The organism is Streptomyces sp. NPDC046303 (assembly GCF_055588085.1).
In genome coordinates this window covers 1-14,573 of record NZ_JBVJFA010000029.1, presented here as the reverse complement: position 1 = coordinate 14,573, position 14,573 = coordinate 1, and the positions used below count along the sequence as shown (strand labels likewise).

General features: G+C 72.1%; 13 protein-coding genes and 2 pseudogenes. 6 read left to right on the top strand and 9 right to left on the bottom strand.

What is annotated here, in order from left to right:
- Positions 1-8 precede the first annotated feature (8 nt).
- From ACZ6I1_RS26440 to ACZ6I1_RS26415, 6 genes are all read right to left on the bottom strand, one after another.
- Complete coding sequence (locus ACZ6I1_RS26440) at positions 9-1,091, bottom strand: hypothetical protein (RefSeq protein WP_469291170.1); 1,083 nt, start codon at positions 1,089-1,091, stop codon at positions 9-11.
- Between the two features lie 69 nt (positions 1,092-1,160).
- On the bottom strand, positions 1,161-1,298 hold the full coding sequence (locus tag ACZ6I1_RS26435) for a hypothetical protein (RefSeq protein ID WP_469291168.1): 138 nt from the start codon (positions 1,296-1,298) through the stop codon (positions 1,161-1,163).
- A 66-nt stretch (positions 1,299-1,364) separates the two neighbouring features.
- Positions 1,365-1,562, bottom strand: a complete 198-nt coding sequence (locus tag ACZ6I1_RS26430) for a hypothetical protein (RefSeq protein WP_469291166.1) — start codon at positions 1,560-1,562, stop codon at positions 1,365-1,367.
- Entirely contained in the window at positions 1,559-2,233 is a 675-nt protein-coding gene (locus ACZ6I1_RS26425) for a hypothetical protein (RefSeq protein ID WP_469291164.1), read from the bottom strand. The genes ACZ6I1_RS26430 and ACZ6I1_RS26425 overlap by 4 nt, the downstream gene beginning before the upstream one ends.
- On the bottom strand, positions 2,230-3,801 hold the full coding sequence (locus tag ACZ6I1_RS26420) for an amino acid adenylation domain-containing protein (RefSeq protein WP_469291162.1): 1,572 nt from the start codon (positions 3,799-3,801) through the stop codon (positions 2,230-2,232). Before ACZ6I1_RS26420 ends, ACZ6I1_RS26425 begins: the two co-directional genes overlap by 4 nt.
- The gene (locus tag ACZ6I1_RS26415; RefSeq protein WP_469291160.1) at positions 3,801-5,681 is read right to left on the bottom strand and encodes a B12-binding domain-containing radical SAM protein; all 1,881 of its coding nucleotides are present in this window, start codon (positions 5,679-5,681) and stop codon (positions 3,801-3,803) included. Before ACZ6I1_RS26415 ends, ACZ6I1_RS26420 begins: the two co-directional genes overlap by 1 nt.
- A gap of 1,134 nt (positions 5,682-6,815) precedes the next feature.
- On the opposite strand from ACZ6I1_RS26415, the gene ACZ6I1_RS26410 reads away from it, so the two are divergent.
- The 4 genes from ACZ6I1_RS26410 (at position 6,816) to ACZ6I1_RS26395 (ending at position 11,385) form a co-directional block, all read left to right on the top strand.
- The gene (locus tag ACZ6I1_RS26410; RefSeq protein ID WP_469291158.1) at positions 6,816-7,046 is read left to right on the top strand and encodes a hypothetical protein; all 231 of its coding nucleotides are present in this window, start codon (positions 6,816-6,818) and stop codon (positions 7,044-7,046) included.
- A 122-nt stretch (positions 7,047-7,168) separates the two neighbouring features.
- Positions 7,169-8,260, top strand: a complete 1,092-nt coding sequence (gene gntD, locus ACZ6I1_RS26405) for a guanitoxin biosynthesis L-enduracididine beta-hydroxylase GntD (protein WP_469291157.1) — start codon at positions 7,169-7,171, stop codon at positions 8,258-8,260.
- Between the two features lie 159 nt (positions 8,261-8,419).
- Positions 8,420-9,739, top strand: coding sequence for an MFS transporter (locus ACZ6I1_RS26400; RefSeq protein WP_469291154.1), 1,320 nt, complete (start codon positions 8,420-8,422; stop codon positions 9,737-9,739).
- Entirely contained in the window at positions 9,736-11,385 is a 1,650-nt protein-coding gene (locus tag ACZ6I1_RS26395; protein WP_469291152.1) for an MBL fold metallo-hydrolase, read from the top strand. The genes ACZ6I1_RS26400 and ACZ6I1_RS26395 overlap by 4 nt, the downstream gene beginning before the upstream one ends.
- 30 nt (positions 11,386-11,415) lie before the next feature.
- On the opposite strand, the gene ACZ6I1_RS26390 is transcribed toward ACZ6I1_RS26395, so the two are convergent.
- Positions 11,416-12,000, bottom strand: a complete 585-nt coding sequence (locus ACZ6I1_RS26390; protein WP_469291151.1) for a hypothetical protein — start codon at positions 11,998-12,000, stop codon at positions 11,416-11,418.
- 375 nt (positions 12,001-12,375) lie between these two features.
- On the opposite strand from ACZ6I1_RS26390, the pseudogene ACZ6I1_RS26385 reads away from it, so the two are divergent.
- Together ACZ6I1_RS26385 and ACZ6I1_RS26380 are read left to right on the top strand one after the other, a co-directional pair.
- Positions 12,376-12,555, top strand: a pseudogene (locus tag ACZ6I1_RS26385) (hypothetical protein); the annotation flags it as partial.
- Positions 12,546-12,911: pseudogene (locus ACZ6I1_RS26380) on the top strand (nucleotidyl transferase AbiEii/AbiGii toxin family protein); the annotation flags it as partial. The pseudogenes ACZ6I1_RS26385 and ACZ6I1_RS26380, both read left to right, overlap by 10 nt.
- 65 nt (positions 12,912-12,976) lie before the next feature.
- On the opposite strand, the gene ACZ6I1_RS26375 reads toward ACZ6I1_RS26380, so the two are convergent.
- Together ACZ6I1_RS26375 and ACZ6I1_RS26370 are read right to left on the bottom strand one after the other, a co-directional pair.
- Positions 12,977-13,294 (bottom strand): ankyrin repeat domain-containing protein, encoded by a 318-nt coding sequence (locus tag ACZ6I1_RS26375; protein ID WP_469291149.1) that lies wholly within the window; start codon positions 13,292-13,294, stop codon positions 12,977-12,979.
- Positions 13,295-13,433: 139 nt separating this feature from the next.
- On the bottom strand, positions 13,434-14,573 hold a 1,140-nt coding region (locus ACZ6I1_RS26370), incomplete at its 5' end, for an MFS transporter (RefSeq protein ID WP_469291147.1).

Below are 14,573 nucleotides of genomic sequence, written 5' to 3'. Positions count from 1 at the left end.
CCGGGGGATCAGACCCCGGCGGCGATCCGTGCCGGAGCCACTCCGAGGGCCGGGAAGAGCGCGACGTCCTTGCCGTCGACGCCCCGCATCAGCACGTCGATGGCGGTGCTCATCAGGTCGATGTGGTACTTCGTGAAGGTGCCCAGGCCCAGGCCCAGGTGGACGCCGGGGTGCCGCTCGTTGGCGAAGTGGTTGCCGGGCAGCAGCGGGGCGCAGCTGGTGTTGGTGCCGAAGCCGATCTCGTGGACCTTGGCGTAACGGTCGTCCTTGGCCAGCAGCTTCTCGAGGTTGACGGCGAACTCGGTGCGTCCGGCGACGGCCGGGCGGACCGCGGTGATGCGGCCCTCGACCAGCGTGATGACCGCCGGCTGGTCCGCCATGGCGGCGAGGTCGCGGTAGACCTGCTCCGTCTCGGCGAGGCTGGTCTCGTGACCGCCGCGGTGGACGATGGGCGCGCCCTGGAGGGTGATCTCGCCGTTCAGCGTGAAGTGGGTGTGGAGTTCGAACTCGCCCGAGGCGTTGACCAGCGAGCTGAGCTCGCCGGTGGGCAGGACGACCTGCTGGCCGGGCAGGAGCGGGCCGTGCAGCGAGAACCAGTGCTCGGAGAGCTGGTGCTGGAAGACGGCCTCGGTGCCGAACTCGCGGCCGAGGAAGAGCATGTCGTCGGCCTGGTCGAGGAGCGTCAGGAACTCCTCCTCGATGCCGAGCTCGCGCTCGTAGTCGACCTCGGCCACGACGCGGATGTTGTTGCGCAGGCTCTCCTCGGAGAAGGGCACCGAGAAGCTGGAGAAGGCGCCCATGGCCATGCCCACGAGGTCTTCGTCGTCGAAGTGGACGAACTCGTCGTCGGCGATCCACAGGACGGAGGCGCGGCGGCCGGAGGCGCGGATGGCGGCCATCTCGGCGATCAGGCCCGCGCGGGAGTCGGGGCCGGTCCAGGTGAACTCCTGTACCGGGAAAGTGCCGGTCTCGACGGTGAGCGCGCTGCGCACACCCGGCGACGTGACCAGGAGGAAGACGTCCCCGAGGTCACCCCCGAACACCTTGCGGAACTGCTCCGGGCTGATCGGTACGGGGTGTGCGGTGCTCAAGGAAACCTCCCTGTAAAGGCGTGCCGGGGTGTGAGTGCGTTCACTCACACCCCGGAACACGACTCAAACTCAGCCCTCGAGGCGGTCGTACTTCCCGTACTTGCTGATGCGGGAGCTGATCGACGCCTTCTCCTGGGCGACCGGCTTGTTGCCGGCCTGGACGGACTGCTCGATGGCGGACTGCTGGTCCATGTTGTTCTGGGTCACGTCGACTCCTAGTCGTGTTCTGGTGGAGCACCGGATCCCGCCTTGTGCGGGTCCGGGGTCTGTGGGTCACGGAGCGGGTTGTTCCGCTGCCGTGAGGCGGAGGAGGGCGGCCGCCGCGTCACCGTGTGCGCGCAGCCGTTCCAGGTCGAGCCCGGCACCGAGCCGGGCCGCCGCTCCTCGGGCGATTTCCACGGCGGCCTCCACGAGGTGGCCGCCGATGCTGACGGGATAGAGCGTGGTCCCGAGCGTCTGGCTGGTGATCACCGGATCTCCCCTTCCAGGGCGCGGGCGGCGTCCGCCGCGACGGTGCGCAGGGCCGTGGCGGCCTGCGCGGCGTCCGGATCGGTCTCCAGCTGCTCGGCGAGCGCGGCGATCCCGAGGACGGACCGGCGGCGCGGGCCGGGCGGGAGCCGGTCCAGCTCGGCCGTGATCCAGCGCGCCTGCTCGTCGGCGAGCAGCACGTGCTCGCCGTCGACGGTGAGCTGGAGCGCGGCGCGGCCCACCAGGGGCGGGGCTCCGCCGTTGACGGCCTCCAGCACGGGGGCCAGTTCGGCCCCGCACTGCATCACCGCGGCCGCGGCCTGCGCGCCGCCGGGTACCTGCTGGAGGCGGACGCTCAGGTTGAGGAGCAGGACCACGGCCGCGCGCAGCAGCGCGGGGTCCGCGATGCGGCACAGCTCCTCGTACAGCCGGGATACCCCGGCGGGCTCGAGTGCGACGGTCGCGTCCTCGCCCTCGCCGGTGACCTCGACCCAGCCCGGGACGGGCGCGGGCCGCTCGGGATCGGCGGTGGCGGTGTCCAGGGCGTCCGCGAAGGCGGTCAGCTCCCGGGCGGCGGCTGCCAGTCCGGCCCCGGCCAGGGTCTGCGCGAACTCCCGTACCGGGGTGGCCGCGGTGGCGGTCGTGGGCGCGGCGGCTGTGGATGTGGTGGTCACCGGCTCTCCTCGCTCTCGGTACGGGCCGGGGCGGCCAGGGCGTGGTGGTCGACCTTGTCGTTGACCGTGCGCGGCAGCCGGTCGTGGAACTCGACCCGGGCCGGCACCATGGCGGCGGGCAGCCGTCCGGCGAGCTCGCCGCGCAGGGCGCCGGCGCGGCGCGCCGGGTTCCCGGGCGGTTCGGCGAGCACCACGTGGGCCACGAGGCGGCTGCGGTCTCCCTCCCCGGCGACGGTGACGGCGGCGGCCGTGACCCCGGTGCAGGCGGCGAGCGCGGCCTCGACCTCGCCCGGTTCGACGCGTACGCCGGAGATCTTCAACTGGCGGTCGCGGCGCCCGTGGTAGAGGAGGGTCCCGTCGGCGGTCTCGGTGACGAGGTCGCCGGTGCGGAAGGCCCGGCGGCCGTCGGTCAGGGTGGGGAAGGCGCGGGCGGTGGCCGCCGCGTCCTGCGCGTAGCCGTCGGCCAGGCAGGGCCCGGTGACCAGCAGCTCGCCGGGGCTGCCCGGCGGGACGGGCCGCAGTTCCCCGTCGAGGACCAGGGCGGAGCGTCCGGGCAGCGGCCGGCCGATGGGCAGGACCTCCCCGGGCGGCAGGGCCCCGGCCGTGCGCGGCACCTCGTACAGCGTGGAGGTGACCACGCCCTCGGTGGGTCCGTAGGCGTTGAGCAGCCGTACCGCGCCCATCGGCGAGCCGAGCCAGCGGCGGGCGGCGGCCGTGGTCGCGGCCTCCCCGCCGATCAGCACGGTGGTGAGCGAGGGCGGCGGGCGCAGGTCGCCGCGTACGGCGGCCTCGGCGCCGAGCAGCGTCCAGTAGGCGGTGGGCAGCTGCCACATCGTGATGCCGTGGGCGGCGGTGACCTCGAGCAGCTCGGGCAGCGACCACAGGCCGCCGCCGCGCAGCACGACCCGTCCGCCGGTCAGCAGGGTCGGCCAGATCTCCTCGAGCGCGACGTCGAAGCCGGGCGAGGCGAACTGGAGCGTGACGCTGTCGGGGGTGAGTCCGTAGGCCTCGGCGGCCACCTCGCAGTGCCGGGCGAAGGGGCCGTGCGCGACCCGTACGCCCTTGGGCACGCCGGTGGAGCCGGAGGTGAAGAGCAGGTAGGCGGGGTCCTGTTCGGCCACCGGTACGGGGAAGCCGGGCAGCTGCCCGGCGGTGCCGTGGCCGGGGAAGGTGACCTCCAGGGCCTGCTCCCCCAGTTCCGCGAGCCAGTACGGCGCCCGTTCGGGGGAGGCGACCAGGGCGAGCCGGGCGCCGGCCACCTCCATGGCGCGGCGCACCCGGGCGGGCGGCTGCGCGTCGTCGAGCGGCGCGCACACCAGTCCCGCGCCGGCGGTGGCCAGCAGGGCGACGACCAGTTCGGGCACGCTTGCGGCGACGAGGGCCACCGTGTCTCCGGGGCGGGCGCCGCGCCGGTGCAGCGCGGCCGCGAGGTCGCGGGCGGCGTCGGCCAGGGCTCCGTAGGTCAGGGTCCGGCCCGGGGCTGCGGGGGATCCGGGGAGTTCGGCCGCGGTGCGGCCGGGTTCGCGTGCGGCGCGGTCCAGAACGCGGGCCGCCAGGGTCCGGTTCATCAGCGCATCCTCGCAGCCGGGGGCTCGAAGCTCGTGACGTGCACGCCGGGGTGCAGTCCCTCCGCGGGGGCGCGGAAGTAGCCGTTCCAGTCGTGGGAGAACAGCTCGACGCGGGTGGTGCCGGCCTCGGCCACGGTGAACACCGAGGCGCGCTGGTAGCGCAGCAGCTCCTCGAGGCGTTCGTCGATCTTCACGCCGGCGGTTTCGAGGTGGCCGCGCAGGTCCTCGTAGAACCGGTCCAGCTCGTTCTGTACGTAGGCCCAGCACCATTCGTAGATGAGCCAGGACTCCTTGTCCGGCACCCAGCGGGCCAGCTTCTCCATCATGTCCGGCTGGGAGGCCACCTTGCCCTCGTTGGGGACGGCGGGCGACTCGATGTACTGCCAGAGCAGGGCGCGGGCCCGGTCGACGGCCGCGCCGAGGACGGTGGAGGTGTCGGCGAGCGCGGCGTCGGCCAGCGAGCGGTAGAAGTCCTCGTAGCCGAGGATTCCCTCGGTGTGCAGGTAGGTGGCGAGGCGGCGGGTGATGCCCCGGTTGTGCAGGGCCTGCAGGACGGCGCCGAAGAGGTACATGCGCACCCAGTCCTCGCGGGTCATCGTGGAGTGCCCGACGACGACCTCGACCTCCTCCACGTCGTCCGGGAGGTAGGTGCGGGTGATGGTGTCCAGCTGGTACTTCTCGCGGTGGGCGGCGCTGCCCATCTCGGCGTTGGGCAGCAGCACGCACTCGTAGATCATGATGTCGTCGTGGATGCCCATCTCGAGCATCCGGCACAGGCCGCGGGCGAAGGTCTCGGGGGTCTCGTTCGGCAGGCCGACGATGACCTCGGTGTAGGCCTCGACGCCGCGCTCGCGGAAGGCCGCGGCGAGCTTCTCGTAGTTCTTGGCCGGCATGTTGGAGCGCTTGACCTGCTCCAGCACGTCCTGGGTGCCGCTCTGCATCGCGAGGATGGTGCCGTTCGACATGCCGTTGACCGCGAACATCGAGCTGATCTGCACGATCCGGTCGTTGGCGTTCTTCGCGTAGCTGGTGACGAACTTGCCGGGGAAGCCGCTCTCCTGCTTGTTGCGCACGAGGTGCTCGGCGAGGCCGACGTCCCGCGGGAGGATGCCGAAGTTGGCGTCGGCGCACAGGATCGCCGACACGTTCTGCTCGGTGAAGTAGTCGATCTCGGCGTGCAGCCGGTCCTCGTCGAACTTGCGGATCTTCGACTGGTTCGCGGAGCCCCAGTCGCAGAAGGTGCAGCTGTAGGGGCAGCCGCGGTTGGTCTCCCACAGCACGGTCGGCTGGTAGCCGGCCGCGCGGGCCGCCTCGAAGGAGGGCTCCATCAGGCCGGTGAGCCAGGGGCTGGGCACGTCGATCTCGCGCGGCAGCTGCCCGCCGAGCGGGTTGCGGCGGACCGTGCCGTCCTGGTCCCGGTAGCTGAGCGAGGGGACCGAGGCGAAGTCGGGCTCGTCCTGGAGCAGGGCCCGCAGCAGCTCGGAGAAGGGCGCCTCGCCCTCCTTGTGGATGGCGAAGTCGACGTACGGGTGCTTCTGCAGGAACTCGGCGGCGTTGTCCGGCACGTGCGGGCCGCCGACCACGGTGACCGCGTCGGGGAAGCGCTCCTTCACGGCGCGGCAGGCCGCCATGTTCTTGTTGAAGTTCCACAGGTAGCAGGACATCGCGAAGACCGCCGGGTCCTCCATGAGCGAGACCGGGTCCTTGGCCTGCTCGGGCAGGAAGAACGGCTGCTCGAAGGTGTAGGCCTCGACGAGGTCGGGCTGGGTGTCGGCGTAGGAGCGCAGGGCGCCCCAGACGGCGGGAAGGTACGCGGAGCGGCTGAAGGCGGATACGTAGATCCTGCGCTTGGCAGCGTTCACCGTGCCCGTCGTACTCATGCTCCGCTCACCTCTTCCCGTTCGTGGCCGGCCCTGGCGAGGAACCGTGGCCGTTCTGGGAATGAGCACAACCGCCGTGACTACAGAGCCGCTTGAAGGCCGATAGACGTCCAGGCCAGAGCGGGTGCCGGGGGTTCGGGAAGGGTGTAGGGAAGGCCGGGAACCACCCTCGGCCGAAGCCCTGGCCGGCCCCGGAACCCGGATGCCGGCCGCAGCGCTCCGCCCACCTCGGCCGACGGCTTGCCGCGTGTGACGACCTCGGCCACAGAAGGTGCGCCCAGACGCGAGCCGCGGCCGCACGACGGCCTTCCGGAATTCGCTCAGCCCCCCACCGGCCCCGGCCACTCCACTCGCTTGTCCGTCCCGGCCCCCGCCGTGGCGGCGAGCACTGCTGGTTGCCGGGCGGAGGACCCACCGGGGAACGCTGGAGAGCGGCTACAGGGCGAGCAGCCGCCCGCCGGCGGGCGCAGCCCCGCCCCCCGGCTGCCGGGCCGGGAACCCGGCGGACACCGGCCCCTGTCGACTGCGGGCCTCCCTCGCTGCCGTTACTTCCCGACATATAGAGAGGGCGCAGCCCCCGCACGCCTCTGACCTGGGAAAATGCCCTATGCGAAGGAACCCTAGGATGCCGATATCGGCATCCTAGGGTTCCTTCGCTATCGCAGGACGTCATGACCACCAGCGACATCCAAGGGGATCCCGAAGCTCCTTCACCTGTCACAGGTGACATGTCGCCAAGAGTCACCGAGGGAACTGCCGGGTTCGTTCACTTACCTGTGACGACATGTCATCTGCAGTAATGTCGAGTACACGGACGACACGGCCAGTTCTCCTTCTCCCGCGTCATGGCGATGCTTCACAAGGACTCCGGCATCACCGGCGACGCCTTCCGGGTCTTCTGGTACTGCGCTGTTCAGACCTACGAGCAGGGCGGGGCAACTGCCGGTGAGGCGGCCGAGTACCTCGGGCTGACGCCACAGGCCGCCCGCCGGATTGCGAAGAAGCTCGCAGAGAACAAGCTCTTCCTCGTTGCCGACGTGGTGGGACGAACGGTCAAGTACCGCGCCAGTCCTCACGCTCGAAGGTCTCGCGGCGCGGATAGGGAACCTTTCGCACCTGAAGCAGAACGTGCTGATGAAGTACGCGATCCTCGGCGGTCTCGAGCAGGCCGTGGAGATCACGGCAGCCGAGCTGGCTGAACTCGTCGGCGTTCCCGCCCCGCACTTCTCCCGCACCCGTCGCGAGCTGGAGGCGGACGGCTGGCTGGAGTTCACGCACAAAGAGGGCCAGGTGAAGTTCTTTCGACTGGGTGAGAAGTCGACGGGGCGGCAGGTGGTCGTTCCCCTCCGCAAGGCCGACGGCTGAGCGGTACACCGCCCCCGGTGATCCGCTCGGGGCGGTCGGAGGCTCCGGCGCCGTCCCTTTGAGTGCGATTCGAGTGGGCCCTGAGAGGCTGCGGCAACCTCGCGTCTCCTGAGGAGCCCATCATGCAGACCTTCGCACCGCCCGCCGCCGCGTCCGCTGCGGCGTCACAGCCGGGACCGGGGGTCCCGCGCATCGAACTCCTGCCCGACGAACGCCACCGAGTGGCCGCGCTCGCCCATGAGTACGCGCGGGACTCGGCCGACCTGGACGCCCGGCGGTCCCTTCAGCTCGCCGCCCTGATGTCACACGAGCTGCCGCGTTCGCTGCGCCGGCTGATGACCGACTTCCGGCTGTCCGGAGCCCCGCACGCGGGCTTCCTCGTCAGCGGCCTGCTCATCGACGAGAACGCCCTGGGGCCGACGCCCACGCGCTACCAGGAGCGCCCCGACCGTCCCGAACTGCGGTACGCCGACGCCGTGCTGCGGCTGATCGGCTCCCTCCTCGGCGAGCCCTTCTCGTTCAGCAGCCAGCAGCGCGGGCGCCTCATCCTCGACCTGTACCCCGTGCCCGGGCACGAGTTCGACCAGCTCGGCTCCGGCTCCACGGCCATGCTGGACTGGCACACCGAGGACGCCTTCCACCCGCACCGCGCGGACTGGATGATGCTGATGGGCCTGCGCAACCACGACGCGGTGGCCACGACCTTCGCCGCCATGGAGGACGTCGAGCTCGACGAGGAGCACCGCGCGGTGCTGTTCGAGAAGCGCTTCGCGATCCTGCCGGACCAGTCGCACACCAAGAGCTTCAACCAGGCCACCGGGGCCGCCGACGCGACCGAGGCGACCGAGAGCGAGCAGTTCCGCCGCATCGACACCATGGCGAACCGGCCCGAGCCGATCGCCCTGCTGGACGGCGACCCCGCCGCTCCGTGGCTGCGCGTGGACCCCCCGTTCATGCACACCAACCCGCTCGACCCGCAGGCCGCCGAGGCGCAGAACGCGCTGCTGGCCGCGATCGAGGCGAAGCTGACCGACGTGACGATCGGCAACGGCGACCTCTTCGTCATCGACAACAAGCGCGCGGTGCACGGCCGCCGGCCGTTCGCGGCCCGCTATGACGGCACCGACCGCTGGCTCAAGCGCATCAACCTCACCGCCGACCTGCGGCGCAGCGCCGGTTCCCGGCGCGGTGACCACGGCCGGGCCGTGGTCTGACCCCGGCCCGCGGACGACGGGCTGCGGGCGGACACCCCCTCGCGCACATCCCGTCGCGCACATCCCGTCGCGCACTTCCCGTCGCTGGCACCTCGTCGCTGACACCCCCGTCGCGGACACCTCGTCGCGGACCTTTTCCTCTTGAAAGGATTCAAGGCCTTGGCCGCTGAACCCAACCTGATCCGACGCCACCGGCTGTTCCGCCGGTTCTGGCTGGCGCGCGCGGTCTCGCTGATCGGCGACGGCGCGGCCATGGTGGCCCTCGTCCTGCTGGTCAGCCGCGGCGAGCACGCCGCTACCGCCGTGTCGCTGATCCTCCTGGCCGAGTCCGTGCCGCGGTTCTTCGGGCCGCTCGCCGGGGCGCTGGCCGACCGGATGGGCGTGCGGCGCCTGCTGATCGCCGCCGAGCTGGTGCAGGCCGTGGTCTTCGGTGTCATCGTGCTGGCCCGCCCGGGCCTGGCCGTGCTGGTGCCGCTGGTCGCGGTGGCCGCCGCCGCCTCCACCGTGTTCTCCGCGGCCGGCCGTACGGTGGTGCCCCGCCTGGTCGACGAGGCCGACCTGATGCCCGCCAACGCGTGGATGGGCACCGCCTTCAACCTGCAGGGCGCGCTCGGCCCGGTGCTCGGCGGCCTGTTCACCGCATGGGGCAGCGCCTACGGTGCGCTCGCGATCAACGCGGGCACCTTCGTGGTGTCGGCCCTGCTGCTGACGCGCATCCCGGCGCTGGAGCCGCTGCGCACCGGCGAACGCAAGACCCTGCTGGGCGACACCGTCGAGGGGCTGAAGTTCGTACGCCACCACCGGGTGGCGCGCGCCATCGTGCTGCTGCTCCTGCTCGGCCTGTTCTTCGGCTCGCTGGACAACCTGGCGCTGGTCTTCCTCGCCGAGCACTCGCTGAACACCGGTGAGACCGGATTCGGCGTACTGTCCGCGTCCTTCGGCGTCGCCATGATCGCCGCCTCGCTGTGGCTGGTCCGGGCGGCCGAGAGCCGCTCGCCGGTGTGGGTGCTGATGGCGGGCTGGTTCTTCACCGGGCTCGGCCTGCTGCTGACGGCCGCCGCTCCGGTGCTGTTCGCGGCGATCGCCATGCAGCTGATCGCGGGACTGGGCAACGGCGTGGCCAACGTCGGCGAGGAGACCCTGCTGCAGAAGGCCGTACCCGCCGAGGTCCTCGGCCGGGTCGGCGGCACCCTGTCCTCCGCCGCCTTCTTCGGCAGCACGGCCGGCTACCTGGCGGGCAGCCTGCTGAGCCCCGACGGCAACCCCCGGCTGGTCTTCGTGATCGCCGGCGGGGGCATCTTCCTGGCCCTGGCCCTGTGCGGCCCGGCCCTGCTGTCGGCGCGCGCCGCACTGGCGGCGGCCCCGGCCGAGCACGCCCCGGCCGAGCACGCGCCGGAAAAGGACGCGCCGGAAGACGACCACCGTCCGTCCCCCGTCCCCTCCGGCCAGGGCCTCGCCCAGCCCGGAAGCGCGCCATGACCCCACCCGCCGCGGTCTCCAGCGGCCGCCGCCCGGCCAAGGGCTACCTGAACCCGTCGGTGGTCCCGCAGCCCCTGCTGCACCGCTGGTACGCCTGGTGCCACCTGGTGCCGCCGCACACCGCGGCGCTCAACCTGCGCGAGCGCTACCTGCCCCAGCTGCGCAGCTACCTGCGCTCCCCGCAGGTGCACGCCTCCGCGCTGAGCAATCCGGCCCGGTACGGCGGCCCGTTCCTCGCCCCGTACGGCGGCAGCCCCGAGGACGTCGAGGAGCTGCTGGCCGCCACCGAGACGGCCGCGGCTCCCCTGCTGCGGCTGGCCGGGGACATCAAGGACGCCCAGCGGATGCTCGCCGAGCAGGCCGACGGCAGGCCGATGGAGTCCCTGTACGCACAGGTCCCCGACAGCCTGCGCGGGCTGGTCGAGCTGGTCTACGACACCGGCAACCGGCCGCGGCTGCGCTTCTTCGAGCCGCTGGTCCACCGGGCGTTCGCGGCGGAGCTGGCCCGGGGCCAGGTGATCTCCCTGGCCCCGCGCCCGGACCTGGAGCAGCCCTTCACCTTCGGCAGCCCGATCCTGGCCAACCCGCAGCGGCTGGACCTGCGGATCCCGTTCGCCGACCCTCGCCTCGACGAGCTGTACGCGGCCCGCCGCGGCGCCGCCGACGTGGCGGGCCTGGCCGAGCTGCTGCTCGGGGACGAGGCGTCGGACCGGACCGCGGCGGCCGCCTTCGCGGGCCTGTTCACGGAGACCGCCCCGGCCCCGTACGATCCCGCGCCGGCGGGCGCCGTACGGATGCGCTACCTCAACCACGCCACGGTCCTCCTGGAGACGGACTCCACGGCCGTGCTCCTGGACCCGCTGCCCGGCTACGCCGACGACGGCCACCGCCACCTCACGCTGGCCGACCTGCCCGAGCGGCTGGACGCGGTGGTCCTGAGCCACCTGCACTGCGACCACGTGTCGGTGGAGGCGCTGCTCCAGCTGCGGCACCGCGTGGACACGGTCTTCGTGCCCCGGGGCGGCGGCGGTTCGCTGGAGGACCCGAGCCCGAGGCTGCTGCTCCAGGCGCTGGGCTTCACCTCGGTGGTGGAGCTCGGCGAGATGGAGTCCGCGCGGATCGGCGAGGACGCCGAGGTCACGATGCTGCCGTTCCTCGGCGAGCACGGCGACCTCGACATCCGCTCCAAGGCGGTCCCGCTGGTGGAGATCGCCGGCCGGCGGGTGCTGTTCGCGACGGACGCGGTGGACATCGACCCGGACCTGTACCGCCGGGTGCAGGAGAGCACCGGGGACGTGGACACGGTCTTCATCGGCCTGGAGTGCGTGGGCGCACCGCTGTCGTGGCTGTACGGACCGCTGATGGAAGGCACCCAGGACCGCGCCCACGACCAGGCCCGGCGCCTGAAGGGCTGCGACGCGGACATGGCGGAACGCCTGGTCAAGCGCTTCGGCGCGAACGAGGTCTTCGTCTACGCCCTGGGCCTGGAACCGTGGCTGCGCCACCTGACCGGCTCCGCCTACGACCCGCAGTCCGAGCAGATCCGCCAGACGGACCTCCTGCTGGACCGCTGCCGCCACCGCGGCATCCCGGCCGAACTCCTCTACCGGCGCGGCGAACGCCTCTGGCCGGCGCGCCCCTCCTGACCCCGCCCCGGCGCGCGGCGGCGGGAGTACTCAGCTGCTGAGGTCCGCGATGACGTTGGCCACGACCCAGGTGGCCCACAGCAGCGGCAGTATCGCCACGTAGGCGAGCGGCCGTGCGTGCACCGGCGGGCCCTCGTCCAGCGGCTGGCGGCCCGGCGCCGGCGCGGAGGGCGGGAGCTTGCCGAACTTGATCGAGGCGATCAGGTTCCAGATCAGCGTGAACGGCGTGAAGAACACCAGGGAGAACGGGCTCCACCAGCCCTGGCAGAGCGTCTTCGTGGTCATGATGCGCACGAGCGCCCGTCCGCACTGGCGGCAGAAAGGGCCGTCGAGGCGGTGGAAGCGCATCAGGATCAGCACGCCCACGTGCGCCCGGACCGCGAAGTCCGCCGCCTCCGCAGCCCCGCAGTTGCGGCACCCGCGCGCGGCCGCGGGCGCGGGCGCCTGGCCGTATGCGTACGGGGCCGCGTACTGCGGGTGCTGCGGGTGGGGCGGGTGGGGCGGCTGGCCCGGAGCGGCGGGCTGCGCGTACGGGTTCTGCCCGGGCGGAGCGCCAACGTACTGCTGCGGGGGAACGGGAGCGCCGGAATAGGGGTTCGGCGAGGAGGTGGTCATTGCAGGCCTTCAGGATCGGCGCGAGCGGGACACCGGCGCCCGGCACCGCACCCCACCGAACAGCGCCTGCTTCCGGGCGACTTCACGGAGGAAGCAGGAGCATCGAACACCAGTGCCTTCGTACGGCCCGAACGTATCAGGCACTTGGACACCGGACGGAATCCCGAGCCCGCCGGGAGCGTGTCGCGCCCCGTCCCGGGGACGAGCGCGACGCCGCGGGCAGGAGGGGCGCGGTCGCGGTACGCGGTGCAGCCGCCGGGGCGGTGTGCCGCGTCTGCGGTACCGGGGACGGACGGGACGCGGGATCATCGGGTCCATGGTCATGCCCCCCTCCAGCAGCGCGGAGCCGTCGGCGGCCGAGGTGCTGCTCCGCACATGGGCCTGTACCGCACGGTCCTGGCCGAAGGGCAGCACGAGGACCTGGTCACCCTGCTGAACCGCGACCTCCTGCTGGCGCAGTGGCCCGTCCTGCGCACCCTGGTCAGCAGGCATGTCCGGCAGGTCTGGGAGGAAGCCTTCCCCGAGCTGGCCACCGCGGGGTCCGCCGCGGCGTGAAACTGAGCGACCTGCACCGGCGCCTCCTGGCCGCCGACCCCGACACCGGCGAGGAGTGCGAGGTCGACGTCCTCAAGGAGCACTTCTGGACCCCGCCCGCCCAGACGGAGTACGGGCCGGTCCTCGCCTTCGACTCCGTCATCGGCACCAAGGTCCGCGCCCTGGCCGACCGCGGCGCCGTCCGCGACCTCATCGACGTGCACGCCGCCTCCCGCCACCGCACCACCAACGAGCTGGAGCGCCTGGGCGAGCGGCACGGCCGCGACGAGTTCCGCCTCCACGATCTCCGCGACCGCCTCGCCGGCGCGGACTGGGCCGACGACGAGGAGTTCGCCCGTGCTTATCGGGCGTACGGTCGGACCGGGGTGTGACTCCGGGGGTGCCGGACCGGTCACGGAGGTGCACTTCGTGCAGCCTGCCGCTACCTGTTCAGGTGGCGCTCGATCAGGCGCTCGGCCAGGGTGTGGCCGTACGCGCGCGCGGTCTCCATGGGAGTCCCCCCGGCCGGGGAGGCCAGCCCCGGATCGGCTCCGTAGGCGAGGAGGATCGCGGTGGCCACCGCGTTCGGCGGGTTTCCGGACTGGAGGGCGCCGTCGCCTTCGAGGTCGACCGCGTGATCGAGCAGGGTCTCCCCGCAGCAGACCTCGTTCGGATCGGCCCCCGCGTCGAGCAGACGCGTGAGGGTCTCGTAATCGGAGATCTCAACGGCCTGATGGGCCGGGGTCCAGGGACTTTCCATGGTGACTGCCATCCCTCGGCTGCGACGGACGTGTGATTGATCTTAGTGTTCGGAACGTCCCTGGCGAACTGCCCGATCACCGGTCCGGCCCCGGTGGATGTTCGTCCACCGGGGCCGGGCTGTGGGGTTTTCGGTTGTGTCAGTGGGCGGTGGAGTCCTGCAGGGCCGGGGTGGAGGCCTTGCCGAGGGTGGTGGTGTCGGTGGGGGTGGGGTTGGTGCCGCGGAGGGGGACTTCCTTGATGAACAGGGCGGCGGCGAAGCCGAGTACGGCGATGGCGGCGCAGACCAGGAAGGCCCAGTGGGTGCCGATGGCGACGGCGTACTGGTAGGCGTCGCGGACGGTGTCGGGCAGGAGGGCCAGGCTGGCGGCGTCGAGCTGTGCGGAGTTGAGGGGGGCGGCCTGGGGGCCGAGGCGTTCGGTCATGGCGGCGGTGACCTGGGTGGTGAACAAGGTGCCCATCAGTGCCACGCCGAAGGCTCCGCCGAGGGTGCGGCCCAGGGCCGTGGTGGAGGAGGCGACGCCCATGTCCTTCAGTTCCACGCTGTTCTGGGCGACCAGCATGGTGATCTGCATGAGGAAGCCGACTCCGGCGCCGAGCACGGCCATGTAGAGGCTGGACAGCAGGCGGGGGGTGTGGGTGTCCATGGTGGCCAGGAGCAGGAGGCCGGCGACCACGAGGGCGCCCCCGGTGACCAGGAAGGCCTTGTACTTGCCGGTGCTGCTGGTGATCCGGCCGGTGATCATCGAGACGGTGAGCATGGAGGCCAGCAGGGGCAGCAGGAGCAGGCCGGAGTTGGTGGCGGAGGCGCCCTGGACGGTCTGGAGGAAGAGGGGGAGGTAGAAGACGGCGCCGACGGTGACGAAGCCGACGAGGAAGCCGATCAGGGCGATGAGGCTGAAGTTGCGGTTGCGGAAGACGTGCAGCGGCAGGACCGGTTCGGCGGCCTTGGTCTCGGCGTAGAGGAAGGCCGCCGTGGACAAAACGCTGAGGATGATCAGGCCGATGATCTGGGCGGAGGCCCAGGCGTACTCGGTACCGCCCCAGGTGGTGACCAGGACGGTGGAGGTGATGGCGGCGGTCAGCAGGGCCGCGCCGGCGTAGTCGACCTTCGGGCGGGGGCCGGTCCGCTCCTGCCGGGGCAGGTGCAGCACCAGCGAGACCATGGCCAGGGCCAGCAGGCCGAGGGGCAGGTTGATGTAGAAGGCCCAGCGCCAGCCCAGGTAGTCGGTGATCGCGCCGCCGATCAGCGGGCCGCCGATCATCGACAGGGCCGAGAC